Here is a 25,898-nt window from a genome sequence, read left to right on the forward strand (position 1 = left end):
TTAACTTGATTGATATGAATCACAAAATTAGTGTTGGTTTTTATGGAAAAGTAAACATAATTTTATTCAATATTAAATTATCAACTTCTTTGTGATTTTTTTAAGTTTATTTCTTGAAATTCTCGGTTATTAATAATATTTTTATAATCTCAAATTTGATTCAACACATTCTATATGGTATTTTTAAGTATCTTTTTTTTGTGTCATATTTGTACCATTAAAACATAAAATATTGATTATCAACTATGGTTATTTTTGAAGAAGTAAAATAAACTCAGTGAGTTTGGCAATAAATAATCCCTTCACGAAAGTGAGGGGATTTTTCTTTTTAGATCAATATTAATGGAAAAAAATTACAAATATTTCTTCAATTCAGAATGGCTATAGGTGATGAAAGTAACGAGGTAGCGATTTCCAAAATTCTCAAAAAAAATATACCAAGTCGTATTTGTATTTGCTTTGTAGAAAATATATTTAGATCCTAATTCTAATAAATTTTCGAGTGTGCTATTAAATGGAAAAATGGGTAAATTGTATTCAATGAAATCATATATTCTTTGTACATATTTTTGCGCATCTTCCTCAAATCCAAAATATTCATTTTGAAACAAGGTCAATACCAATTCTTCCAAATAGTCTATAACATTGCTTTGAAGAATAATATTTATTTCTTCCAAGGTAAAGTTTTTATATAATCAGAAGTTCTTTTTCGAGCTTCCGCAACCGAAATCCCTCTTTCCCATTCCTTTTCGAAATCGAAAGATTTTCTTTTTCGGATTTTGTTGATTTCTTCAATCAATGCTGGATTTTCTAATGATTGAATCCATTTGATGATTTCAATTTTCTCGGCACACAGATTCATTTTTTGAAGTTTTATATTAAAAAAGATAAGCAATTAACTCAAAAAATGATTAAATGCCAATTATCACATTATCAATTTTTTAACATTAAAATTCAAAATTTAATTTGTACTTTTGCACTCCAAAATTCAGAACGTAATTGTATCTGAATTCATTAAAATTTAGAACAATGAAAAGAATTGGTGAGCACAGAAAACTTCTTGGAGTAGATAAAGATGTAACTCTTAAAGAGTTGAAAACCATTTACAGAAACACGATGAAGGATTCGCATCCTGATAAATTCGTCAATGATGAAGTTGGGAAATTGGAAGCTGAAGAAAAAAGCAAGACAGTTATTGAAGCCTATCATTTTTTGGTGAGCATCAATAAAGAAACTCAAGAAAAATATAAAGAAGAATACAGGGAAACAATTTCTAAAAGTAATATTGAAGATTTTGATTACGAAAAATCAATCTTGAAAATTCAACATTTGAATGGTAAAATGTACGAATACATCGGTGTTCCAAGAAATACATTTATCAAAATGGTGAACGCAGATTCACCAAGTCGTTTTGCAAGAAGACACATCTACGGAAATTTCATTTACAGAAAATCTGGAGAAGCCATGGTTGATTAATTCAAATTCTAATATAAAAAATCCCCTAATAGAAGTTGAGGGGATTTTTGTTACTATTTTTTAATAAAGGTTTTTGTGATTTTTTCTAATTTTTCATTATATCCAATCAATGTATAAACGCCATTACTAAGTTTTGAAACATTTACACTCAAATTATTTTGATCGAAGACTTTTACAGCTCTCCCACCCGACTCAAATATTTTAAGATCTGAAAGTGCTTCAGTAAAATACAATATTGAAGTTGCTGGATTTGGATAAACTTCAACTTTAATTTTGTGAAGCGATTCTACTGGATAATACTTTTGTAAAAAACGTAGCGCTTGTCCGTGTTCCTGATGCACAACTTGGTTTAATAAAAACTTTATACATTGTATTTGGTTGCAAATTGATAAGATTATATGTCTTCGAATTAACATTAGAATTAGCAACCATCTGTCTATCAGCTAGCCTATAGTAAAAATACAGTAAAAGCTAGTCTAAAACCATACCTAATAATAGGTATATTAAAAAAAAGAATTCCATCGACATAGCAGCAAGCAATCTCTAACCAATAACCTTCATCTATCTTTATTATAGCATCAATCCGAATTAACAACATCCATCGCTCCTTTTGTATTATGAAATATTTTCTATCACTAAAACCCAACATTTTAATGATAAAAATACAAATGCATTGGAACTTCAAAAAATGTCGAAAGCAGATTTGCTAAGTCGTTTTGCAAAAAGACACATCTACAAAAAATTTGGAGAAGGCAAGATTGACTAGAATAGTTTATATCAAATGAAAACGCTTCAAAAATTTGAAGCGTTTTTGTATCGGTTTTTATAATTAATTTTAGTTATTTATTACCAAGTGTAATGATTGTACTTGCAGTAATACTTTTATTAGAAGTATACGAGGCACCGCAAATAGAAGTTGTTAAGTTATAATTCCCTTTCTCAATAAGGATATAATTTTGGTTTTTGGACGGTACATTCAGATTGTAATATTTCTTTTTTCCTGCAACTTTTACAACTAACTCACAAGAAGATCTATTTACGATTTGTAAAACCGCTTCCTTAGAGTTTCTGTTATCGTTAAATAAGTTCGTTAAAATAGCCGCTGTTTTCTCAGCACTTTCTGATGTTTTTGATTTGTTGATATTTTTTTCAAGCTTTTCAGGTGTCAATTTAGAAACTTTGGGCTTTGCTTCTGCATCGTTACCAGAGCCCGAACTACTCACAACTGTATATCGCATACCTTGAAGTTTCTTTTCTAATTCCGGAACTTTTGGATGCTTGGGATTTGCCGTTATAAAAGATTGCACCACGTTAGGGTCATTAGAATTCATTGCTGTAAACACACTTACTTGCGCATAATACATCCCTGAAACCGCAATCATAACAAGTAAAACTATTTTCTTCATGGATCACAAAATTACATTTACAATTTTTAACGTAGAATCTATCTTTTTAGTTTGTGGATATTTTAGTATATTTGCCACGCAAAAAAAATCGATTAAATATATCACTTTTTTTTAAAATTTATAAAAATCATTACAAATATGTATACACCAGTAGCAGCAGACGTAGCAAAGCTAAGAAACACAACAGGTGCAGGTATGATGGACTGCAAAAAAGCATTAGTAGAAGCAGAAGGTGACTTCGAAAAAGCTATCGAAATCTTAAGAAAAAAAGGACAAAAAGTTGCCGCTAATAGAGCTGACAGAGAGTCAACAGAAGGTGCTGTAATCGCTAGAGTTAACGAAGATAACACGTTAGGTGCTATTATCTCTCTTAACTGTGAGACTGACTTCGTTGCTAAAAATGAAGCTTTCGTAGAGTTAGCTTACGAATTAGCTGAAATGGCTATCACAGCTGCTTCTAAAGAAGAATTATTAGCTACTGATTTCCACGGTATTACTGTTGCTGATAAATTAATCGAGCAAACTGGTGTTATCGGAGAAAAAATCGAAATCGGTGCTTTCGAAAGAATCGAAGGTCCTTTCGTAGGTGCTTATATCCACGCTGGTAACAAAATCGCTGCTATCACTGCGCTTTCTGCAAACGTAGATGGCGCTGAAGAAGCTGCAAAAGCTGTATCTATGCAAGCTGCTGCGATGAATCCTATCGCACTTGACGAGACTCAAGTTTCTCAAGAAACTATCGACAAAGAATTAGAAATAGAAAGAGATATCTTAACTAAAGAAGGTAAGCCTGCTAACATTATCGATAACATCCTTAAAGGTAAAATGCAGAAATTCTACAAAGACAACACTTTGGTACACCAAGCATTCATCAAAGATGGTGGTATGTCAGTAGCTGATTATGTAAAGTCAGTTAACGGTGATCTTAAAGTTGTAGGATTCGTAAGAGTTAGCCTATAATCTTAGATTAAGTCTTTAAAAACATAAAAACCAGTCAATTAAAATTGACTGGTTTTTTTATATGATAGAAACCGCTGTTGTGGATTTGACCTCACCAATAACAAAAGCACTGTGAGAACTTCCGATATGTTTTACGACCGTCAACTTGTTAACTATAAAACTTCGATATTCTTTAATATTAGCAACACCGATTTTTAGAATGTAATCAAAGTCTCCACTCACATGGAAGCAATCCATGACTTCTTGCAGTTCTGAAATTTCTTTTTCAAACTCTTGCAAATACTCTTTTTTGTGCTGCGTAAGTTTGATGTGACACAAAACGACAAAATCTCGATTAACCAATTGTTTATCGATTAATGCAACATATTTTTTGATAACTTTGTTTTTTTCAAGCTTCCTAATCCTTTCGTATACTGCAGTTGCCGAAAGATTAAGCTGATTAGCGATTTCTTTAGTTGTCATTTTTGAATCTTCCTGTAGAAGCATCAAAAGTTTTTTGTCAGTATCGTCGAGATTCATAAAATATTCTATTAAGCAGATAGTTTTAAATCAAATTTACGCAATAAAATCTAACAAACAATATAAACATTGTAATATTATCCAAATATTAATCAACAGCTTGTAAAAATTAATACTTTCTGCAATATTTGTATAAAATAATCAACGTGAACACATTCGATCCAGCTAACAACATTCAAGATTTACAATACTTCGGGGAATTTGGAGGCGTTAATCCTTCCATTTCTGATAGTTCGACTTATACATTTTTATCAGCCAAAACGATGTTTGACACCTTCGAAGGGAATACAGATGGCTGCTATCTATATTCTCGCCACTCCTCGCCTAGCAATTTGTACTTGGGTGAAGCTCTTGCACAAATGGAAGCTACAGAAGCTGCGAATGTAACCGCTTCGGGAATGGGTGCGATAACGTCGGTATTAATGCAACTTTGCAAATCAAACGATCATATTGTATCTAGTAGAACAATCTACGGCGGGACTTATGCATTCATGAAGAATTTTCTTCCAGACTATAACATCAACACGAGTTTTGTTGATATTACAAAATTGGATTTGGTGGAGGCAGCCATCACGCAAAATACAAAAGTATTGTACTGCGAATCTGTTAGCAATCCACTTTTGGAAGTTGCTGACATTGCAGCTTTATCGCAAATCGCAAAAAAACACAATCTAAAACTGGTTGTTGACAACACGTTTTCTCCGTTATGTATTTCTCCTAAAGAATTAGGCGCTGATGTGGTTATCCATAGTTTAACAAAATTCATTAACGGAAGCAGCGATACAGTTGGCGGTGTCATCTGTGGAACGCAAGATTTCATTAACGATCTTAAAAATGTAAACACTGGTGCTTGTATGCTTCTTGGTCCGACAATGGATAGTTTGCGCGCTGCCAATATTCTTAAAAACCTAAGAACACTTCACATCCGAATGAAGCAACATAGCCACAATGCGCTTTATCTTGCAGAAATGTTCGAAAAAGATGGCTTGGTTGTTAAATATCCAGGTCTACAATCTCACAAAGATCATCAGCTTTACATATCGATGATGCGCGAAGAATATGGCTATGGCGGCCTGTTGACTTTAGACGTAGGCACAACCCAAAAAGCCAACGAAGTCATGGAAATGATGCAATACGAAAACCTTGGTTATCTTGCTGTAAGTCTTGGATTTTACAAAACATTATTTTCTGCATCCGGAAGTTCAACCTCGTCAGAGATACCGGAAGAGGAAAGAAAAAGCATGGGACTGTCGGACGGACTTATCCGCTTTTCTATTGGACTGGACAACGACATCAAACGGACTTACGAAAAAATGCGCTCTTGCCTAGTTTCGACACAAATTTTACGCTAAATCATTTTCATATTTTCATTTAGAATCCCAAGTTTTTACGAGCTTGGGATTTTTATTTTGTTTAAAATTATTTTAATAGCATTAAAGAATTTAACAATATTAAATATTGTAATTTTGTTGCCCCGCATTCTCAACAAGAAAATAGGAAAGCAAAAAATGTGTAAAAATCTACTCCATAAACTTTTACTTTTTAATCTAATAATATTTGGATATTTTTCATCAAATGCCCAAAGTATTAGTATTAATACAACTTCATATACAGCAGACCAACTTGTTAAAGATATTTTTGTAGGGAACAATCAAAGTTGTATCGCTGTTGATAATATTAATATTTATGGGAAAGAATTTGGAGGAGGTAAAAAAAGCTGGGGATATTTCAATAAAAATAATTCCAGCTTAGCTTTTAACGAAGGTATCATTCTTTCAACAGGAATGGCGAATCTTGCAGTTGGACCAAATTCTAGTCTACAAGACGAGAAGGATTCGTCTTGGAAATCTGATCCAGACTTGTTTGATGCACTAAAAAATGCAGGACTACCAACAGATAATTTATTAAACGCAACGGTTTTAGAATTTGATTTCATATCTAAAAATAAAAACAGTATTGCATTTGAGTATATGTTTTTGTCAGAAGAATATCGACCAGATAATTGTAATTATTCTGATGCTTTTGCTTTTTTAATCAAAAAAGCTGACAATACAGAGCCTTTCAAAAACATAGCTGTCGTACCAGGAACAAATATCCCTGTAACGTCTCTAACAATAAATGGTGCTGAAACATGTCCAAGCAATATTCAATATTTTGGTTCTTTTAATGATTCTAGGTATCCAACTCATAATTTTAATGGAGAAACAAAAGTGTTAAAAGCAATTGCAAATATTGAAGTTGGCGTTAAATACCGAATGAAATTAGTAATTTCCGACCATGGTGATATACAAGGAAGATACGATTCAGCGGTTTTTTTAAAAGGTAGAAGTTTTGGAAATAAAGATTTAGGGCGTGACTGGACAGAAAATAATGGTAATGCACTTTGTCCAGGCGAAAACAGACAAATTGACGCGACGGAAATTGGAGCAACCAAATATACATGGTACAAAGATGGGTTTCAGATTTTGTCAGGTAACTTTCCCACCTATCTTGTTAAATATGAAGATGCTGGATATTACGAGGTAGAAATTGAACTTAATGGCGCTTGCAGTATTAAAGGGCAAATTAACATTGAAGGGCAAACGATGCCTAATTTCATGAATACAACTTTTAAAGTTTGTGATGAAGACTTTGATAACATCTATAATGTGAATTTGGATGATGAGAACACGAAACAAATTCTTGACAGCCATCCCAATTTTCAAATTAGGTATTATGAAAATGAGCCAATAAACACGAACAATCCGAATGAAGTTCCAATTAATAAAATAAGTTTTACTACGAATTCGAAAAGTGTCTGGATTTGGGTGAAACCTGGAAATTGTGATCCAGTTACGAAAGAGATAACATTCTCTAAAAATTCAAACAGCACACCGAAGCCTCATTCGGATATTGCGATTTGTGATGATAAACTTGAAGGCTATAAAGAAATTGACCTTTTGGATTATTATAAAGACATCGCTGATAACATAGAAGGAATACCTCAATTTTATAAAACCGAAGAAGATGCAAAAAAGCAAAATAATGTACTTAATAGTACTAAAGTCCTATTAACATCTACCTCACAGAATAAGTATTACATCCGTTATAACCAACCTAACAAGTGTGATGATATTGAAGAAATAACATTCATTCTAAAGCAACCAGCAAAATCTAATATGCCAAAAGAAGTTAAAATCTGTAAAAATACAACGACAACTTTAGATGCTGGCGAAGGCCCGAGCCCAAGCACTTTCTTTACATCGTACGAATGGAGTTTTAAAGACCCCATAACACAAACCAATGCTACCACTCAAAAAATTGAAAATGTACCCGTTGGCGTATACACCGTAAAACTTGGTTATAATGCTTGCTTTTATACACAAACTGTCGAAGTCAAGCAAGCGCCAACTGCTATTATAGATGCTATCGAGATTAATGGATCGACTGTGACCGTTAAAGCTATAGGTGGCACAGCGCCTTACAAATATTCATTGGATGACAACACATTTCCTGGTAGCTTCCAAGATTCTTCGATTTTCAAAAATGTGTCGCTTGGTAACCATACGATCTACGTCAAATCCAGTGATGATTGTGGGCTTGTATCTAGAGATTTTTCGGTAGTCAATATTGCCAATGTCATCAGCCCAAATGCCGACGGTAAAAATGATGTGATCAATCTTTCTGAATTATTAAATAAAACCGAAGCTCGTTTTAAAGTTTATAATCGAAACGGTGTTTTAGTGTTTGAAGGTAATTCTGCCAACCAATTTATTTGGGATGGTAAACAAAACGGCCGCGTTTTGCCGACAGGTACCTATTGGTATGTTGCTGATTGGATAGAGCCAACCTCTGGAAAAACCCAACAATTAAAAAGCTGGATTCTATTGAAAAATTATTAATAAAACACGAATAATTTTTAGTTAAAAAGCCTTTTATCCATAATACTTTTGCCATTTTATCGTTACATTTGTTAGCATAAGTATTATTTTAATGAAAAGGTTTTTATCGGCGTTTATACTTCTATTTTTTTTCACACAGTTTTCCGCACAATTTGATAAAGAACATTGGTTTGCGCCGATGTTTGATGATCAAGGTAACACAAGTCCGTTAACTCAGTTTTTACATTTATCAACAAATTCTGGAACAGAGTTTACGGTATATGTCTACAACAATAATAAGTTAATCTATCAAGCCAATATCAAAAAAGGTAGTCCTGCCACTATTGGTATCGATCGTCAATATATGATCACGAAAGATAATGCAGCTTTAGGAAAAGCTAACACCATGGGACTTTATGTTAGAGCTGACTTTCCTTTTTTTGCAAACTTTAGATTTGGTGTTGAGGCACATGCGGAGATTTTAACCTCTAAAGGTGCAGCGGCTTTAGGTCAAGATTTTTACACTGTTGTTTCACCCAATAACTATAGTGATACTAATCTCAATTTTATGACGAGTGTTATTGCAACGCAAGACAATACGCTCGTAAAAATAGATGGATTCAAAAAACCTTTAGTTTTTAATAATGTTCCTACACAGGCTTCATACACAGTAACGCTCAACAGAGGACAATCTTATATTTTGCAAGGGAAAAGTCTTAGTAATCTTAGTAACTTAGATGCCTTTACAGGAGCGCATATAACTGCTGATAAACCAATTTCGGTGACTAATGGTAACTTCAATGGGCAACAGTCAAAAATTGCATTTAGTGGAGACGGATCAGATATATTGATGGATCAATCAGTACCAACCGATAAACTAGGCGACGAATTTATTATCGTTAAAGGTTATGGTAAAATTGGCAACGATATGGAAGGCGCTATTGTAGTCGCTACCCAGCCAAATACCGATATCTACGTTAATAATGAAACATCACCAATTGCGACACTTGCTAATCCAGGAGACCACTTCAGAATAGACGATACGAAATACAAACCTCAAGGTAGCGATCATTACAATCTATACATCAAAACGAAAGATAAAAAGAAAATATATGTCTACCAATTAATGGCTGGCGTAGAAAATGACACTAAAAATGGTATAGAAACCATTAAAGCCGTCTCTACTGGAGGTATGAATTTTATTCCACCTATCAGTTGCTATCTTCCAAAAGTTATTGATGAAATTTCTGATATTGACAAGATTGGTCCAAAATCTTATACTACCAAACTAAACATCATTACGCAACAAGGCGCTACGGTTATAGTAAAAAATGGCTCTACTATTATTCAAACTATTAATCCTTCAGATTTAAAACCTGTTTCTGGTGCCACTGATTGGGGCACTTATTCGATACTAAATGTAACTGGCAATATCTCAGTTGAGTCGACCAAAGCGGTTACTGCTGGTATTTCGGCAGGAGATTCTAATGTTGGTTACGGTGGTTTTTTTGCAGGTTTCACTAGAATACCTTTAATTGTAAATGTAGATGAAAATGCTTGCATTCCATACGCGATTTTAGAGCTACCGCAAGGTTACACCAAGTATGAATGGTTCAACGTTGACGATCCTACAACTATCCTAACAGAGGCTGCAAGTCCTCACATTTTTAAACCAACAAAACCCGGAACATATAAATGTCGTATAACTGAAGGTTCTTGTGATCCTGAAGAAACTTTGCCTTATAAATTTGAAAACTGCGTTACAGATCTCACAGAAAGCATTTGCGGCGTGCAAACTTTTAACCCTACTTTTAAATACAATACGACTGAGGCTGTTGCAAGTATTACTATTACAAAACAACCTACCAAAGGAACTGTGGTTGTTAACGGCACAAGTTTTACTTATACACCAAACCCAACTGTTACAGATGAGTCGGACGAGATAGAATACAATATCTCCAACGCTTCCGGAACAGTTACAGAAAAGGTTAAACACACAATTATTATTAACCAAATTATTGCAACAGACACCACCGTTGGAGAATGCTCGACTACAAATTCTGCGAGTTTTGATTTAACAAAAACCAAGTACACAACAATACCAAATTTCCAAAGTGTAAAATATTACAGGTCGCGACCTGGTGCAGAAGACCCAACAATTTCTGACGAAATTTCTAGTCCATATCCAGCAACAGATGGCACAATTGTCTATGCAAGAATTGAAAATACTTTAGGTTGTCATGCAGTCAGAGAGGTGACTTTAAAAATTATGTCAGCTCCTGATGTTAAACCTGAAAACTACACAAAGCTCCATTGCGACGAGGAAGACGGCAAAATAGATGGCAATTATAAAGTTATCTTTAGTGATGTTATTGCTGGTATTATGACAAACCCTGCTGGTTTTACAATTAATTTTTTTAAAACAAAACCTGATGCTGAAGCACCTAATAACGCATTACCACAAAACACACCTCATGTTTTCACTGCTGGCAATAATAAAATTTGGGTTCGTGTAGAATCTGACTGCGATCTTGTCATCAAAGAAGTTGAATTAAAACTTGGCGCTTTAATACCAGACATTACAACTGGCGGAACTGCAACCTATAAAGAAAATGTTTGTAATGATGTTAACGCTTACGATTATCTAAGTAAATTCACTAACGAAACTGCATTAAGTGCAACTTATTACAAATCCCTTCCTGATGCTCAAAATAATGTAGATGGCATAACAGTTAATAATCCAACAACCCTTAGTACCGCAGATGGAGTCAACACTTTCTACTTTAGAGTTTGGAAGGCACCAGCATTCTGTGCAAGAATCTTCAAATTAGAGTTAACGCGTCAAAGTCCTCCTAAGCCAACTTTCCCAGGTGCGCCTTATCACATTTGTGATGATGGCACTTCAACTTATACTCTAGATGCAGGAGCAGGCTACACCTCATGGGAATGGTATAATGACAATGATCCTAGCACAATGATTATTAACAGTAGAACAATTCCTGTTAAACCTGGTAAATATTTTGTCATTGTTAAATCTACAACTGCGCCTTGTCCAATAAAATCTGACGTCGTGGAGGTTATCGGCGAACCAAAACCTGATTTGGATACAACTAGACTGACTAGAACTTTTTGTGATAACGACCTTGATGGCAAAGCAGATGTAACATTCTCGACAGATGTGACACCCTATATCCTTACAAACAGTTCGCATTTTGATGATATTAAATATTATACAAATGCAGCAATGACTTCTTCATATCTAATCACAACAGACAAGTGGTCTTTTGCAACTGACACAGCAGATGTTTGGGTAAAAGTAAAACCAAAGCATTGCGCAGAAGCTTCAGCAAAAATCACATTAAAAGTCGGCCCTAAAATTTCGTTATTAAAAGATAAAGAAACGATTCCAGAATGTGGCGATCTGGAAGGAAAATACACAGTTAGCAATCTTGATAATTACAGAACTAACTTCACAACTGATCAAAGTTTAAATTTTACTTATCACAACTCAAAATCTGGTGCTCAAAATAACAACGATATTGTAACAAGTTCAGATTTGACATTTACAAATTCTAAAACTTATTATTTACGGATTTCATCACCAGCTGGTTTATGCTCTGTTTTAGGAGAATTAAAGATAAACATCAATCGTCCAGAAGCTTCAACAGAACTTAAAGACGAATCGATTTGTAGCGGTACAACCATCGATTTAAAAGTTGGTTCGGGTTTCAGAAGTCATGTTTGGTACAAAGCGGAAGATCTTAATACGCCAATTTGGGATAAAGAAACTTATAATGCTTCAATAGGAAATTATGTTGTCGTCCTTGAAGCACAAAATGGCTGCAAATATTCTCAACCAGTTAAAGTAACTCAAGCTGAATCGGCAAAAATAACAGCCATAATTATTGATGGCACAACGGTTACAGTAAAAGCCGAAGGTGGCGTTCCTCCGTACGAATATGCACTCGAAGGTCCGTCGTATTACCAAGGATTTAGTTCTAATTTTGTTTTTCCGGATGTTAGCAAACCTGGCCTCTATACGGTTTCGGTAAAAACATCGAGTAATTGTGCTCCCACAACAGCAAGTCTTAGTATTCTTAAAATACAGAATACCATTACGCCAAATGGTGACGGTCGAAATGATTATGTTGATTATTCTGAATTAAAATCAAAAACGGATGCTAAGTTTATCATTATCGATAGATATGGTAAAAAAGTATATGATTCTGCAGAGAAAAAAGATTACATCTGGGACGGAAAACTCAATGGTAAACCGCTGCCAAATGACACCTATTGGTACATTTTGGAATGGACAGATCTTGGCGCACCTTCGCCAACTCAGCAAAAAGGTTGGATTTTACTTAAAAACAATTAAAAAATCTATCACTAAAAATTTAATTATAACAAATTAACAATTCTGGGTTAAAGTTTAATATAACTTTAACCCTTTTTATTTATCATAAACACAACAAATAGGGAAAATTCTCAATACTTTTGCTTCTCGAAATGAAACAACTTTTACTACTTTTTATCACGATATTTAGCTTTTCTCTAAAAGCTCAAACTTACAATGGGGAAATCTATTTGAGAGATCATTCCAATCTTTTTCTTAATCAGTTTTATGTAACCAATCTTAATACACAAAACACGGTTTTAGCAGATTATAACGGAAATTTTAGTATTCCTGCAAAAAGTGGCGACGTTATTAGATTCACCTCAATTATCACCGATCGAAAAGACATTACTTTAACCAACGAATTATTAGCATTAAATAAAAACTTCGTTGAGTTGAGCATCGCCTACTACGAAATACAAGAAGTTGTTGTATCAGCCTTTAAAGCTAGCGGAAATTTGAGAAAAGATGTAACCAGTCTTAAAAGTACGGACACATCTTACGAACTCCGAAAAGTTATTGGACTGCCTGCGCCGAAGGGTGATGGCACCTCGCCTCAAGAGCCGTTGTTAGGCTTTCGCGATGGCGGATACAGTCTTAGCATAAGCAGTCTTTACGACATGTTATCTGGGGAAGCGAAAAAGAAAAAGCGCCTTTATGAATATGAAAAGATGGAAAAAAGCATTAGTGGTATTCAAAAGTATTTTGGCGACGACTATTTTACACGTTTAAAAATCCCTAAAGAATTCATCCCAAATTTCTTGCAATTCATCTATAGTTCAGATAATATTTCTTATTTGACAGAAGCTGGTAATTACGAAGCGGTGAAGCCTTATATCGAACGTTATCTTCCAATTTATCAAAGACGTCTACGAAATTCACATTTGACCGATTCTGCCTTGTAATTTAACATAATAATTGTTAAAGCTAAGTTAAATTTTCTTATTTTTGAATTCATTAAAATTCAAAATGGGCAAGAATAAAATAGCAAGATTCGAAGAGAATAAAGTATTACCTAACGTCTTTCAACCAACCCGCGAGGAAGCACTTAACAATTATCCCTTAAAAGGAAATTGGAGAAAGGACGTGTTTAAAAATGATAATCCTATTGTCCTAGAACTCGGCTGCGGAAAAGGTGAATACAGTGTTGGATTAGCCAAAGCTTTTCCCCAAAAAAACTTTATTGGTATTGACATCAAAGGCGCTCGTTTTTGGTTTGGGGCAAAAGAAGCTCATACATCTGAAATGAATAATGTCGCTTTTTTAAGAACTCAAATCGAATTGATTGAACACTTCTTTGCAGAAAATGAAGTCGACGAAATTTGGATTACTTTCCCAGATCCACAGATAAAATACAGACGTACAAAACATCGTCTTACCCATCCTGACTTCCTTGATCGTTATAAAAAAATCATGAAGAAAGAAGGTGTTGTTCATCTAAAAACAGATTCAGAATTTTTACATGGATATACATTAGGTTATTTGCAAGGCGCAGGACACAATATTATCACAGCTCATCACGATATTTATGGTGCACCAGAGTACGAACCAGGAACACCACTTCTAAGAGAAATACAGACTTATTACGAGCAATTATTCTCAGCAAAAGGAAAAACTATAACCTATATCAGATTTCAAATTAAATCATGAAAAACTTGCTTTTATCAGCATTTTCCGGACTCTTGCTAAGTCAATGTACTATCAATAATTCTAAAAATCATATCACAAAAAGTAATAATATATCAGAAATACAACAATATATTAGTAAAGCTCATAGTGATGATCAGTACTTGACTTTTCTAAAAAAACGTCTTACTACATTAAAAAATCAATCTTGGATGAAAAGTGATCTCGGCCCTGCAATGTCAGCACGAGCAGTTCATCCTACTCCAAATTTCAACCAACCTATTTATACGATGAATCAAGCATTGTATGATAAACTGTTACTAGAGAATAAAGCTAAACAACTACAACATTTTGTTGATTTAATTAATGACATTATTAATGGTAAAGATCCGGAAGAAAATGATGTTATTATTGTATTTGAAAATAATTCTGCATGTAATCTTATTCTTAACGTAAGAGGATCTTCTCATAAAGACATTGCTGTTCCGTCAAAAAGCAACATGTACTTTACATTAGACAAAGGTGAATATAATTTTAGTTGTAATGTTTGTGATAAGATTTATGCTTCAAAAAAAACAATCTCAAAAAATATAATTTTAAGTATTGGTACTTAAGTTTTTTGTATTTACAATTAATAAAACAAAAAAGGTTCAGAATAAATTCTGAACCTTTTTTTATTTCAATTAATCTGTTGATTAAGCTTCGAAGTCAGCATCTTTTTCTGCTGTAGCCTTCTCCCCTTCTTCTTTAGATTTTTCTTTCTCAGCTTTTCTTTGAGATTGTCCTTCTTTGATAGATTCTGATACTACAGAAAGTACCATATCGATAGCTTTAGAAGCATCATCGTTTCCTGGGATAACGAAGTCAACTTTTCTAGGATCAGAGTTAGTATCAACGATACCGAAAACTGGAATACCTAATTTTTTAGCTTCTGTAACAGCGATGTGTTCTCTCATAATATCTACTACAAAGATAGCAGACGGAAGACGCACCATATCAGAGATAGAACCTAAGTTCTTTTCTAAGTTAGCTCTTTGACGATCAACTTGTAATCTTTCTTTTTTAGATAAAGTTTCGAAAGTACCATCTTTCTTCATTTTATCGATAGCGTTCATTTTCTTAACCGCTTTTCTGATAGTTACGAAGTTCGTCAACATACCACCTGGCCATCTTTCTGTGATGTAAGGCATGTTAAGTTCTGCTGCATGTTTAGCAACAACTTCTTTCGCTTGCTTTTTAGTCGCTACGAAAAGAACTTTTTTACCTGCAGAAGTTATTTTTTCTAAAGCGTTACAAGCTTCGTCCAATTTAACTGCAGTTTTATGTAAATCTACGATGTGAATACCGTTTTTCTCCATGAAAATGTATGGAGCCATATTTGGATTCCACTTTCTAGTCATGTGACCGAAGTGTACGCCAGCCTCTAGAAGGTCTTTTACATTTGCTTTTGCCATGTTTTCTTTTTTTGTTAGTTTACTTTCCGTTTCTTAAACAATCAACAACTTCTATAGATGGGAGAAGCGTTTGGATGCTAAACGTAACGGGCAATTTTTAAAGTTAGATTAATAGATTTTAGATATGAGACAGCAGACAAAAAATCTGAAATCTGACATCTCCAATCTGATGTCTGAAAAAAATTAACGTTTTGAGAATTGGAATCTCTTTCTTGCTTTTTTCTGACCTGGTTTCTTTCTTTCAACCATTCTAGAATCTCTAGTAAGAACACCGTGAGGTTTTAACATCCCTCTGAATTCTTCGTTGATTTCGCAAAGAGCTCTTGAAACGCCTAATCTGATAGCTTCAGCTTGACCTGTGATACCACCACCGAAAACATTAACTGTTACGTCATACTGACCTACAGTTTCTGTTAATAAAAATGGTTGGTTTGTTTTATATACTAAAACATCTGTACCGAAGTATTCTTTAACGTCTTTACCATTAATAGTGATGTTACCAGCACCTGGTTTTACGTATACTCTAGCTACAGAAGTTTTTCTTCTTCCGATTTTGTGTACTGTAGACATACTTATTATTTAAATTCGTTAAGGTTGATTACTTTTGGCTGTTGAGCTTCGTGCTTATGCTCAGTCCCTACATATACATGAAGGTTTTTAAGGATAGCGCTACCCAATCTGTTTTTTGGAAGCATACCTTTAACTGCTTTTTGAACAACTTTTAGGTTGTCTTTTTTCATAAGTTCAGCAGCAGTCATAGACTTTTGTCCACCTGGATATCCTGTATGCCAGATATAAGTCTTATCATCCCACTTGTTTCCTGAAAGTTCTACTTTCTCTGCATTCAAAACGATTACGTTATCTCCACAATCTGCATGCGGTGTGTAATTCGTTTTGTGCTTACCTCTCAAAATCTTTGCAACTTTAGAAGCCATACGTCCTAATGGTTGCCCAGCAGCGTCTACTACAACCCATTCTTTATTTGCAGTAGCTTTGTTTGCCGATACGGTTTTGTAACTTAATGTATTCACAATTTATCGTTTACGATTAAACATAATTTTTCCCTATAAAAGGTGTGCAAAGGTAAGTAATATTTTTGGAATAAAAAATCCTTTTCAATATTTCTAATAAAAATCTAAATTAAATCTCATTCTTTTAATTATTTAACTTAACTACACTAAACATCTAAAATTGTCAAAACAATATAATAAGTTATACTACTGAAAAACTTAGTATATTTGTTAAAACTAACCCATGAAAACCAAAAACTTACGCAGTGAGAATAATTGTCTCAACTGTGGTAATATTGTTGAAGTAAGATTCTGTTCGCATTGTGGACAAGAAAACTTAATCTTGGATTTGCCTTTCTATTTTGCTTTTCTTTCATATTTTCAAACTAAGGCTAAATATGACAAAAACCTTATAAAAAGCACTAAAACTTTAATAAAAGAGCCTGGATTTTTAACCAAAGAATACACAAAAGGACGACGTGCAAGCCATCTAGAACCCGTTAGGTTTTATATAGCTGTAAGTTTTATTGTGTTTTTTGTAACTTCATTTTTATACAGCTTGCATCATACACAAAGCTTTAGATTCTATTACGAACCAGAAGATGATATGCAAATATTAACAGAAGATGTTGTTTCGAAAATGGATCAAAATGCATTACAAGAGCATCCAAATGTATATTTTTTGTATCATCCTTTTTATGAAAAATTACTTTCTTTAAAAAAAGAAGGTTGGTCGGACGATCTTATCAGCGAAAAATTATTATCCAAATTCGTCAACAACATTCCGACAGCATTATTCCTTTACCTTCCCGTGTTTGCACTTGTGCTATGGATATTTTCTGACAGGAAAAATTACACTTATTTCATCAACAGTATTTTCTCGATACATTACTTTACTTTATTAATTATAAGTTTTTTTGTTTGGTACCTATTAGAAAGCTTACAAATTATTTCAAAAATTGATTTTATAGACCAAGTTATTATGTTCTTACAATATGGAATTATCATATTTGTAATTTTTCATTTCGTCATAGCTTACAAAAAGTTCTTTGATAAAAAAGGTATCACTGGTGTTATTACAGCAGTTGGCTTACTAAGTTTTAATCTTCTGTTGTTTTCATTGTTACTTATTAGCTTATTATATTATACATTTATCACGATGGAATAAAAGCGAATTACAAACATTTTTTGCATTCATTTACCGTTCATCATTTTTTCTAAATATCATTTGAACAGAAAAATTATATTTGTGCTTGAAAACATCATCACATTATGAGCCACGGAAAAATCAGGCATGAGAAAGATTGTCTTAATTGCGGACATTACGTAGAAGGAAGATTTTGTCCACATTGCGGTCAAGAAAATACAGAAACAAGACAGCCATTTCGTTTTTTATTCACCCATTTCATAGAGGATTTAACACACTATAACGGACAATTCTGGGGAACAATTAAAAATCGTCTTTTCAAGCTAGGAAAGCTTACCAACACCTATATAGAAGGCAAACGTCAAATATTTGTCCCTCCAGTTAAGTTATACATTTTGGTCAGGTTTGTCACTTTTTTTTTATTTGCGTTTTTCTCAACTATTCATTTTGATAGTACACACAATCCGTACAAAACACAAAATGAAGCCACCGCTGCAAAGAAAGAATCACAAGCAAAACGCGAAATATTACTGGAAGTGCTGAAGGATTAAAAAAACCTAGCAATAAGCAGCTCTCCGACTCTATTGTTAATAACAAAATTGATTCTCTAAGAACAATCATTAATAAAAATAGTACAGATGGAGACGTTAGTTTTAGCTGGAAAAAATTAATTGATGCTGACAATGGCATTAGCGAAGATATTAATTGTCTTGATTACAAAACACAAGAGGATTATGACAAAGGCACAAAAAATAAAATCGCAGGTTTGACATGGCTCCAAGATGCATTCGCTCACAAATATTTTGAACTAAAAGAACAAGGTGTCAAAAAAGGTGAAATCTACACCAAAATTTTACAAACCTCTTTCCACAATCTACCGAAGGCATTGTTCATCTATCTTCCGATTTTTGCATTCTTTTTATGGATTTTCCACAACAAGAAAAAATGGTGGTATTTCGATCATGATATTTTTACACTGCATTATTTTTCGTTTTTACTACGAACGATTTTAATTGCTGGATTAGGTATAAAACTTAGCGGCGCTATGGGACTAAGTAATTTTTAGCACAGATCGTTAATTTCTTGCTAGTCCTGTTAATCATCTATAGCGGTATCTATTTCTTTATCGCACATCATCGCGTCTACAAATCGCATGGCATTATTAGCATATTGATAGGATGGTTTACTTTTTTACTAAATACTTTTGTATTCTCCTTTTTAGTAGTGGTTGTTGGCCTCATTAGTTTTATTATGATGCATTAATTTCATATTTAAAAAACAAAAAAGCGCTTCAAAATAAATTGAGGCGCTTTCTTTTTTCTAAATATGATTAAAATTAAATTCTATTGTCGTAATGACTTGCTGTCTCGGAAACTTGCGATTAAGTAATAAGCAACAAAAACCGTCGAAAATCTGATAATAGAAGGGATCGCAATTTCAAAATTGAAAAACGCAAAACCAATCGCTACCAACAAGACAACGCCTATTAACGAAAATCCCATTTTTTTAGGAAGTTCCCAATCTGGGCGATCAACATAATATGCCATTCCCCAACCCAATCCAAAAGCAAATGCATAATACAAATCAACTTTTGGCAAGCCTGTTCCCGATAAAAAATACTGAAATAAGAAACTCAACAATGTTCCTACGACTAAATATATAACTGCTCGCTTCATCTAATTTCGACCTAACAAAAATTCTTCGTAAATATAAGAAGTTGGTTGGTAATATTCGTCATCTTCGATTTTTAAAAGCTCTTTTGACTCCGAAAACATCAAGCCTTTCTCGGTATATTTTCTCGTATACAACCACTTATCCTTTATCTCTTGTTCGATTTCTCCATAATAGTCTTTATATCTCAATTTGCCATGGACTAGCAATCCTTCATTAACAGTGGCTTTAGAAATCTGTTTACCATTTTTGTACTGCGTAACTTCTCCACTAAAATTATAAGAGCCTTCAAAACGCTTATAACTATAGGTTAAATTTTTGTTTTCGTCATAAACATTAGTATTAAATGTTTTCAAAACAGGATCGTATTTAGACTCGTAAGCTGTATTTCCCGTCTCTGGATAAGTCGCTTTAGAATACACCATAATTCCTTTTTCGTATTTGGATGTCACATTGTTATCATACATTTCGCCATCGCTAGCACTTCCGTCAACGTAGATTAATTTTGATCTAACACTTTGGTCAGGATTATAATAAATAACTTCTTTGATCATATCCTCGTCATAGACCGTTTCATCTTTTAATTTTCCTGCTTCATCAAAATTTTTGACATTTTTGGTTTTAAAATTGTCATAAACGCTAATCGTCGCAACAGCATCATTGTCATAACCAAACGTATAATCCTCTCCCGAATACTCCATCAAATAACTTAAGTCAGGATTAGTTTTATAATTAACTTTTGCAATTTGTTTTCCTTCTTTATTAAAAGTAATCTTACTGGCTTCTTTATTTTTTTTAGAATATTCTTGCGCTTTTTCGCCAGTTATATAAAAGAGTTCGTAAGATTTTATCTCACCATTTTTATCATACTGATCAACACGGCTAATTCTAAAAGGATTGTAAGCAAACGAGACATCAATACCTTTTATTTTATAATCGGCATCCATTTTTCGACTACCAATAAGCTTACCTTTCTGACCATAAAACTTTGTTTCGGTCTCACTACCATCTTTATAAAAAGACTCATAACCCATCGGATTTTCTTCGCTCAAGAAAACACGAGAATACACAACATCACCGTTTTTAAATTCGGTCACACTATTATATTCGGTCTCGAGTTCTTTATCACTGTAGCTGTAATGCTTACCCGTCATTGTGCCTTCTCCACTAAAGACAATATCTTCCGTCAAACGACATTTGGTATCATAACTTTTGGACATACCCGATATTTCTCCATTTTTAAATTCGCTGATGCTTTGTGGCTTTCCATCTGGATAATACCAAGTCACTTTCCCGTTATAGACTTCTGATCCAGGCGTTGGATCAATAGCCGTACCTTCCATTTGTAAGGTTCCGTTTTTATAAAAATCTTTGATTAAAGTTTCTTGACCTTGCTTATAAGCTTCTCGATAATAGCTCATATTTTCTTTCTTAGTAGGCTGCCAATCTTCATCGAAGTAGGTAATCTCTTGTCCAAATACAGAAATACTGAAACTAACGGCAAAAAAAGCCGAGAGTAATAACTTTTTCATAATTTATTTTTTGGGTGATAAAAATAGTGAATAAACATCGATTCTTAAAAGAAAGCTTACAACTTTAACAATATCTTCATACTTTTTTGTGCTTTGAATAAATCAGGCGAATTCATTATATTTGAAGGTTACTAAATTGAATATGGAAAACCAAAAATATACCCCTAAAAATAAGGTTAGAATTGTAACTGCGGCGGCGCTTTTCGACGGGCACGATGCAGCAATTAATATTATGCGTCGTGTGATCCAAGGTTCGGGATGCGAAGTGATTCACCTAGGACACGATAAATCTGCGGAAGAAGTGGTAAATACTGCGATTCAGGAAGATGCTAACGCCATTGCATTGACGTCGTATCAAGGTGGTCACAACGAGTATTTCAAATACATTTATGATCTTTTAAGAGAGAAAAACTCGCCACAAATCAAGATTTTTGGAGGTGGTGGTGGTGTAATTCTTCCCGAAGAAATCAAGGATTTGATGGATTATGGTGTGGACAGAATTTATTCTCCAGACGATGGTCGCGAGCTTGGTCTTCAAGGGATGATCGATGATCTGGTGAAAAGATCAGACTTCGCAACAGGTGAAAAAATTACGGCTGCTGATGTTAATGATTTAAAATTTGAAGATTCAGCAAAGTTGGCGCAAATCATCTCTGCTGTTGAAAACTTTTCAGACGAAAAGCCAGAATTGGTAGCAGCAATTAATGATAAAGCTAAAGATTTAAATATTCCAATTGTTGGGATTACAGGTACTGGTGGTGCGGGTAAATCTTCACTAACAGACGAATTGGTGAGACGTTTCTTGCGTTCAAATCCAGATAAAAAACTCGCAATTATCTCAATCGACCCTTCTAAAAAGAAGACAGGTGGAGCACTTTTGGGAGACAGAATTCGTATGAATTCCATCAACGACCCGCGCGTATTTATGCGTTCGATGGCGACGCGTGAGAACAACGTTTCGGTTTCGCCTTTCGTTCACACCGCTTTGAATGTTTTAAAATTGGCTCATCCTGATGTTATTATTTTAGAAACTTCAGGTATTGGTCAGTCAGGATCGGAAGTTTCGGATATTGCTGATGTTTCGATGTATGTGATGACGCCTGAATACGGTGCTTCAACACAATTGGAGAAAATTGATATGTTGGATTATGCCGATTTAATTGCTTTAAATAAATCTGATAAACGTGGTGCTTTGGATGCCTTACAAGCGGTAAGAAAACAGTTCCAAAGAAACCATTTGCTTTGGGAAAGTCAATTGGACGAAATGCCAGTTTTCGCTACAAAAGCCTCTCAGTTCAATGATCATGGGACAACAGAATTATTCAATACTTTGGTTAAAAAGGTAAACGAAAAATTTAGTACAACAGGTCTTCAAGAGTTTTTAGAACAAGAAATTACGAGTGATACCACGATTATTCCTGGAAAAAGAGTTCGTTATCTTTCTGAAATTGTTGAGAACAACACACAATATGACCAACAAGTTTTGAAACAAGCCGATTTGGCTCGTACAATGTACCACATTGATGCGGTTAAAAATTTAATTCAAAATGAAGTTTTAGATGCTGAGTATGTAAAAGCTGAAAAAGAACTTCACCAAGAAAATATTGACTTCTTAAAAACTTGGGACGATACTAAAAAGGCTTTTCACGAGGAGTTTTATTCATATTTCGTTAGAGGAAAAGAAATTAAGGTTGAAACTTCAACAGAGTCTTTATCACATCTTAAAATCCCGAAAATTGCACTTCCAAAATACCACGATTGGGGCGATTTAATTGCTTGGAAAGGTCAAGAAAACCTTCCAGGAAGTTTCCCTTACACCGCGGGAATTTACCCTTTCAAAAGAACGGGCGAAGATCCAACGAGAATGTTCGCGGGTGAAGGTGGTCCCGAAAGAACTAATAGACGTTTCCACTATGTTTCTGCGGAAATGCCTGCAAAACGTTTGTCAACAGCGTTTGACTCGGTGACGCTTTATGGTCAAGATCCTGCTTTACCGCCAGATATTTATGGTAAAATTGGTAACGCCGGCGTTTCTATTGCGACTTTGGATGATGCTAAAAAATTGTATTCAGGATTTGATTTAATTAATGCTTTGACGTCGGTTTCCATGACTATTAATGGTCCTGCTCCAATGATTTTAGCGTTCTTCATGAATGCTGCCATCGACCAAAATGTGGAGAAGTATTTAGAAGAAAATGGTCTTGAAGGTAAAATTGAAGAAGCTTTAAAAGCAAAATTCGATACTAAAGGTCTAAAACGTCCAAAATATAACGGCGAATTACCACCTTCTAACAACGGTCTTGGACTGAAATTGTTAGGTTTAACAGGTGACGAAGTGGTTCCTGCAGATGTTTATGCTAAAATTAAAGCCGAAACAATCGCAACAGTTCGTGGAACGGTTCAAGCAGATATTTTAAAAGAAGACCAAGCTCAAAATACATGTATTTTCTCAACCGAATTTGCGTTGAGATTAATGGGCGACGTTCAAGAATATTTCATTGAAAATAAAGTCAGAAACTTCTACTCGGTTTCAATTTCTGGTTATCACATTGCGGAAGCGGGCGCAAATCCTATTTCACAGTTGGCATTTACGTTGGCAAATGGTTTCACGTATGTTGAATATTATTTGTCTCGTGGAATGGATATCAACAATTTTGCTCCAAATCTTTCATTCTTCTTCTCAAACGGTATCGACCCAGAATATTCGGTGATTGGTCGTGTGGCAAGAAGACTTTGGGCAAAAGCGATGAAGTTTAAATACGGTGCTGACGAGCGTTCTCAGATGTTGAAATACCACATCCAAACTTCGGGTCGTTCGCTTCACGCGCAAGAAATTGATTTTAACGACATCAGAACGACGCTTCAAGCTTTGTATGCAATTTATGATAACTGTAACTCGCTTCATACCAATGCGTACGACGAGGCGATTACGACACCAACGGAAGAATCTGTACGACGTGCGATGGCGATTCAGTTGATTATTAACAAAGAATTAGGTTTGGCGAAAAACGAAAATCCACTTCAAGGTTCTTTTATTATTGAAGAATTGACGGATTTGGTTGAAGAAGCGGTTTATGCAGAATTCGACAGAATTACAGAAAGAGGTGGCGTTCTTGGTGCGATGGAAACGATGTACCAACGTTCGAAAATTCAAGAAGAATCCATGCATTACGAATGGTTAAAACATACTGGTGAATATCCAATTATCGGTGTGAATACCTTCCTAGGAAAAAATGGCTCACCGACGGTTCGTCCAGGTGAGGTTATACGTTCGACAGAGGAGGAAAAGCAAGCTCAAATCGAGAATTTGCACAATTTCCAAAATGCCAACAATGACAAATCCGCAGAAGCGCTTAAAACACTTCAGCACGCAGCAATAAACCAACAAAACTTATTCGAAGTGATGATGGATGCCGTGAAATATTGTTCTCTTGGTCAAATTACCAACGCACTTTTTGAGGTTGGCGGAAAGTACAGAAGAAATATGTAACGGCAGGGCCTTAGCTGATTTAGACTACTAACGGTTCAGATAGAATTATCATAAAAACCTCATCGAAATCGGTGAGGTTTTTTTGTTATATTCGCAAATAATAAAACTGGGTATCTAAACGGCAGAAAGTAAAAATGAAACACTGAGGAAGAATGGAGCAATCTCAAAAAGAGAACTACAATTGGATAGACGCCGCAAAACTACTAAGTATTTTTTTAGTTGTCTTATTTCACACTGAAATACATTTTGGCGATTTTTTAAATAGAACTTTGAGTATGATAAGAATGCCTATGTTTTTCTTTTTATCTGGACTATTATTTAGTTTTAAAAAAAATATATCTTTTAAAAATTTTGCATCACGAAGAGCTAAGCAATTGCTAATTCCTTATTTTTGGTTTTTTATAATTTTCTATATTTATTGGTTAGTTATTGGAAAAACTGAAGATAGTTCTGACGCTGTTTTTTACAAACCAATTATAGAATACGCACTAGGCAAACCGATGTCGTTTAACATTGTAATGTGGTTTATACCTTGCTTATATATAATACAATGTTTGTACTTCTTAATATTTAAAAATTTACCATCAAACATTAAAGTCATACTATTATATGGTCTATCAATTATACCCTATTTTATTAATCTAGATAATTACCCATACTCTTTAGATCGAGTTTTTATAGGCATACTATTTTACGGCATTTCTTCGACATTTAGTAAGGATATCATTAACTTCATAACTAGTAGTAATCATACAAAATACATCGCAATATTATTAAGTATAATCATTTCGATATTAATTTCGTTTTACATCTTTACTTCACCGTCTAGCATTATTACATATACTTTGGAATTAGTGAATAGTTTTCTATTTATTTTTTTGATTATGACATTCATTAATTGGCTAATGAAGGCTAACGGAAAAGTAAAATGGATAAAGTATATGTCCCAAAATGCTATTATTATTTTAGCATTACATACATATTCAAATATGTTTTTATTCAAAATAGCGGATTATCTTGGTATTGAACCTTTATCCAATGCACAGCAAATACTATATAACCTAGTTATCAGTCTGTCAACACTATTACTAATGTATATTCCAATTTATTTAATAAACAGATTTGCACCATTTATTTTGGGAAGAAGTTTCAAAATAAAAACGACTTTATAGAAAGCCGTTTTTATGATGATATAATTTAAAAAGATTTATTTTTTAATGATTTTTGAAACTTCAGTTGCTCCGTTTTCTAGAATGATGCTAACAAGATAGCTTCCTGTCTTCAAATTAGAAAGATTAATTTGTAAGTCTCCCCAAAAACCGGACATTTTATAACCCTAAAGTTATTAGCAAAA

General features: G+C 34.0%; 23 protein-coding genes. 13 read left to right on the plus strand and 10 right to left on the minus strand.

Annotated elements, in window-relative coordinates; all coding sequences use genetic code 11:
• Positions 1–353 precede the first annotated feature (353 nt).
• A complete protein-coding gene (locus RT037_RS06930) occupies positions 354–677 on the minus strand; it encodes a hypothetical protein (RefSeq protein ID WP_313029306.1) in 324 nt (107 codons plus the stop codon).
• Positions 665–862, minus strand: coding sequence for a hypothetical protein (locus tag RT037_RS06935; protein ID WP_312324787.1), 198 nt, complete (start codon positions 860–862; stop codon positions 665–667). The genes RT037_RS06930 and RT037_RS06935 overlap by 13 nt, the downstream gene beginning before the upstream one ends.
• Before the next feature lie 167 nt (positions 863–1,029).
• Here RT037_RS06935 and RT037_RS06940 point away from each other — a divergent pair, with 167 nt between their 5' ends.
• A complete protein-coding gene (locus RT037_RS06940) occupies positions 1,030–1,476 on the plus strand; it encodes a KTSC domain-containing protein (protein WP_312324789.1) in 447 nt (148 codons plus the stop codon).
• A gap of 53 nt (positions 1,477–1,529) precedes the next feature.
• Here the strand turns inward: RT037_RS06940 and RT037_RS06945 are convergent, their stop codons facing one another.
• Positions 1,530–1,817, minus strand: a complete 288-nt coding sequence (locus RT037_RS06945) for a T9SS type A sorting domain-containing protein (RefSeq protein ID WP_312324790.1) — start codon at positions 1,815–1,817, stop codon at positions 1,530–1,532.
• Positions 1,818–2,315: 498 nt separating this feature from the next.
• The gene (locus tag RT037_RS06950) at positions 2,316–2,882 is read right to left on the minus strand and encodes a DUF6759 domain-containing protein (protein WP_313029313.1); all 567 of its coding nucleotides are present in this window, start codon (positions 2,880–2,882) and stop codon (positions 2,316–2,318) included.
• A gap of 138 nt (positions 2,883–3,020) precedes the next feature.
• Here RT037_RS06950 and tsf point away from each other — a divergent pair, with 138 nt between their 5' ends.
• Positions 3,021–3,842 (plus strand): translation elongation factor Ts, encoded by an 822-nt coding sequence (gene tsf, locus RT037_RS06955; protein WP_312322519.1) that lies wholly within the window; start codon positions 3,021–3,023, stop codon positions 3,840–3,842.
• Positions 3,843–3,899: 57 nt separating this feature from the next.
• On the opposite strand, the gene RT037_RS06960 is transcribed toward tsf, so the two are convergent.
• Positions 3,900–4,361: an Lrp/AsnC family transcriptional regulator gene (locus RT037_RS06960; protein ID WP_312322518.1), complete on the minus strand. Its 462-nt coding sequence runs from the start codon at positions 4,359–4,361 to the stop codon at positions 3,900–3,902.
• A 146-nt stretch (positions 4,362–4,507) separates the two neighbouring features.
• On the opposite strand from RT037_RS06960, the gene RT037_RS06965 reads away from it, so the two are divergent.
• From RT037_RS06965 to RT037_RS06990, 6 genes are all read left to right on the plus strand, one after another.
• Positions 4,508–5,713: an aminotransferase class I/II-fold pyridoxal phosphate-dependent enzyme gene (locus tag RT037_RS06965; RefSeq protein WP_313029319.1), complete on the plus strand. Its 1,206-nt coding sequence runs from the start codon at positions 4,508–4,510 to the stop codon at positions 5,711–5,713.
• A 156-nt stretch (positions 5,714–5,869) separates the two neighbouring features.
• Positions 5,870–8,242, plus strand: coding sequence for a choice-of-anchor L domain-containing protein (locus RT037_RS06970; RefSeq protein ID WP_313029323.1), 2,373 nt, complete (start codon positions 5,870–5,872; stop codon positions 8,240–8,242).
• Positions 8,243–8,333: 91 nt separating this feature from the next.
• Entirely contained in the window at positions 8,334–12,596 is a 4,263-nt protein-coding gene (locus RT037_RS06975) for a T9SS type B sorting domain-containing protein (protein WP_313029327.1), read from the plus strand.
• 131 nt (positions 12,597–12,727) lie between these two features.
• Positions 12,728–13,519 carry a hypothetical protein gene (locus RT037_RS06980; RefSeq protein WP_313029330.1) on the plus strand — a complete coding sequence of 264 codons (792 nt, stop codon included), beginning with the start codon at positions 12,728–12,730 and terminating at the stop codon, positions 13,517–13,519.
• Positions 13,520–13,583: 64 nt separating this feature from the next.
• The gene (trmB, locus tag RT037_RS06985; RefSeq protein ID WP_313029334.1) at positions 13,584–14,264 is read left to right on the plus strand and encodes a tRNA (guanosine(46)-N7)-methyltransferase TrmB; all 681 of its coding nucleotides are present in this window, start codon (positions 13,584–13,586) and stop codon (positions 14,262–14,264) included.
• On the plus strand, positions 14,261–14,854 hold the full coding sequence (locus tag RT037_RS06990; protein ID WP_313029337.1) for a DUF6759 domain-containing protein: 594 nt from the start codon (positions 14,261–14,263) through the stop codon (positions 14,852–14,854). The genes trmB and RT037_RS06990 overlap by 4 nt, the downstream gene beginning before the upstream one ends.
• An 81-nt stretch (positions 14,855–14,935) precedes the next feature.
• Here the strand turns inward: RT037_RS06990 and rpsB are convergent, their stop codons facing one another.
• The 3 genes from rpsB to rplM form a co-directional block, all read right to left on the minus strand.
• Positions 14,936–15,694, minus strand: coding sequence for a 30S ribosomal protein S2 (rpsB, locus tag RT037_RS06995; protein WP_079667344.1), 759 nt, complete (start codon positions 15,692–15,694; stop codon positions 14,936–14,938).
• A gap of 183 nt (positions 15,695–15,877) precedes the next feature.
• A complete protein-coding gene (gene rpsI / locus RT037_RS07000) occupies positions 15,878–16,264 on the minus strand; it encodes a 30S ribosomal protein S9 (protein WP_079667343.1) in 387 nt (128 codons plus the stop codon).
• Positions 16,265–16,269: 5 nt separating this feature from the next.
• On the minus strand, positions 16,270–16,725 hold the full coding sequence (gene rplM, locus RT037_RS07005) for a 50S ribosomal protein L13 (protein WP_079667342.1): 456 nt from the start codon (positions 16,723–16,725) through the stop codon (positions 16,270–16,272).
• 223 nt (positions 16,726–16,948) lie between these two features.
• Between rplM and RT037_RS07010 the strand changes: the two genes are divergently transcribed.
• The 3 genes from RT037_RS07010 to RT037_RS07020 all read left to right on the plus strand — a co-directional run bounded on the left by RT037_RS07010 (position 16,949) and on the right by RT037_RS07020 (position 18,917).
• Positions 16,949–17,872 (plus strand): DUF3667 domain-containing protein, encoded by a 924-nt coding sequence (locus RT037_RS07010; protein WP_313029339.1) that lies wholly within the window; start codon positions 16,949–16,951, stop codon positions 17,870–17,872.
• A 104-nt stretch (positions 17,873–17,976) separates the two neighbouring features.
• Complete coding sequence (locus tag RT037_RS07015) at positions 17,977–18,402, plus strand: DUF3667 domain-containing protein (RefSeq protein WP_313029340.1); 426 nt, start codon at positions 17,977–17,979, stop codon at positions 18,400–18,402.
• A 215-nt stretch (positions 18,403–18,617) separates the two neighbouring features.
• The gene (locus RT037_RS07020; RefSeq protein ID WP_313029343.1) at positions 18,618–18,917 is read left to right on the plus strand and encodes a hypothetical protein; all 300 of its coding nucleotides are present in this window, start codon (positions 18,618–18,620) and stop codon (positions 18,915–18,917) included.
• A 277-nt stretch (positions 18,918–19,194) separates the two neighbouring features.
• Here RT037_RS07020 and RT037_RS07025 read toward each other — a convergent pair whose 3' ends face one another.
• On the minus strand, positions 19,195–19,527 hold the full coding sequence (locus tag RT037_RS07025) for a hypothetical protein (RefSeq protein WP_313029345.1): 333 nt from the start codon (positions 19,525–19,527) through the stop codon (positions 19,195–19,197).
• Entirely contained in the window at positions 19,528–21,054 is a 1,527-nt protein-coding gene (locus RT037_RS07030) for a hypothetical protein (protein ID WP_312323438.1), read from the minus strand.
• Between the two features lie 142 nt (positions 21,055–21,196).
• On the opposite strand from RT037_RS07030, the gene RT037_RS07035 reads away from it, so the two are divergent.
• Both RT037_RS07035 and RT037_RS07040 read left to right on the plus strand, forming a co-directional pair.
• Entirely contained in the window at positions 21,197–24,544 is a 3,348-nt protein-coding gene (locus RT037_RS07035) for a methylmalonyl-CoA mutase family protein (protein WP_313029349.1), read from the plus strand.
• Between the two features lie 152 nt (positions 24,545–24,696).
• A complete protein-coding gene (locus tag RT037_RS07040; protein ID WP_312323435.1) occupies positions 24,697–25,716 on the plus strand; it encodes an acyltransferase family protein in 1,020 nt (339 codons plus the stop codon).
• Positions 25,717–25,898: the final 182 nt, after the last annotated feature.

It is taken from the genome of Soonwooa sp., assembly GCF_032062245.1.
Taxonomy (GTDB): Bacteria; Bacteroidota; Bacteroidia; order Flavobacteriales; family Weeksellaceae; genus Soonwooa.

What these genes read in the sequence shown, in the direction of transcription:
- RT037_RS07015 (WP_313029340.1), top strand. Translation starts at nt 17,977, where the DNA reads ATGAGCCACGGAAAAATCAGGCATGAGAAAGATTGTCTTAATTGCGGA.
- RT037_RS06935 (WP_312324787.1), bottom strand. Translation starts at nt 862, where the DNA reads ATGAATCTGTGTGCCGAGAAAATTGAAATCATCAAATGGATTCAATCA.
- rpsI (WP_079667343.1), bottom strand. Translation starts at nt 16,264, where the DNA reads ATGTCTACAGTACACAAAATCGGAAGAAGAAAAACTTCTGTAGCTAGA.
- RT037_RS06970 (WP_313029323.1), top strand. Translation starts at nt 5,870, where the DNA reads ATGTGTAAAAATCTACTCCATAAACTTTTACTTTTTAATCTAATAATA.
- RT037_RS07035 (WP_313029349.1), top strand. Translation starts at nt 21,197, where the DNA reads ATGGAAAACCAAAAATATACCCCTAAAAATAAGGTTAGAATTGTAACT.
- rpsB (WP_079667344.1), bottom strand. Translation starts at nt 15,694, where the DNA reads ATGGCAAAAGCAAATGTAAAAGACCTTCTAGAGGCTGGCGTACACTTC.
- RT037_RS07010 (WP_313029339.1), top strand. Translation starts at nt 16,949, where the DNA reads ATGAAAACCAAAAACTTACGCAGTGAGAATAATTGTCTCAACTGTGGT.
- RT037_RS07025 (WP_313029345.1), bottom strand. Translation starts at nt 19,527, where the DNA reads ATGAAGCGAGCAGTTATATATTTAGTCGTAGGAACATTGTTGAGTTTC.
- RT037_RS06990 (WP_313029337.1), top strand. Translation starts at nt 14,261, where the DNA reads ATGAAAAACTTGCTTTTATCAGCATTTTCCGGACTCTTGCTAAGTCAA.
- RT037_RS06960 (WP_312322518.1), bottom strand. Translation starts at nt 4,361, where the DNA reads ATGAATCTCGACGATACTGACAAAAAACTTTTGATGCTTCTACAGGAA.
- RT037_RS07040 (WP_312323435.1), top strand. Translation starts at nt 24,697, where the DNA reads ATGGAGCAATCTCAAAAAGAGAACTACAATTGGATAGACGCCGCAAAA.
- trmB (WP_313029334.1), top strand. Translation starts at nt 13,584, where the DNA reads ATGGGCAAGAATAAAATAGCAAGATTCGAAGAGAATAAAGTATTACCT.
- RT037_RS06940 (WP_312324789.1), top strand. Translation starts at nt 1,030, where the DNA reads ATGAAAAGAATTGGTGAGCACAGAAAACTTCTTGGAGTAGATAAAGAT.
- tsf (WP_312322519.1), top strand. Translation starts at nt 3,021, where the DNA reads ATGTATACACCAGTAGCAGCAGACGTAGCAAAGCTAAGAAACACAACA.
- RT037_RS06975 (WP_313029327.1), top strand. Translation starts at nt 8,334, where the DNA reads ATGAAAAGGTTTTTATCGGCGTTTATACTTCTATTTTTTTTCACACAG.
- RT037_RS06950 (WP_313029313.1), bottom strand. Translation starts at nt 2,882, where the DNA reads ATGAAGAAAATAGTTTTACTTGTTATGATTGCGGTTTCAGGGATGTAT.
- RT037_RS07030 (WP_312323438.1), bottom strand. Translation starts at nt 21,054, where the DNA reads ATGAAAAAGTTATTACTCTCGGCTTTTTTTGCCGTTAGTTTCAGTATT.
- RT037_RS06980 (WP_313029330.1), top strand. Translation starts at nt 12,728, where the DNA reads ATGAAACAACTTTTACTACTTTTTATCACGATATTTAGCTTTTCTCTA.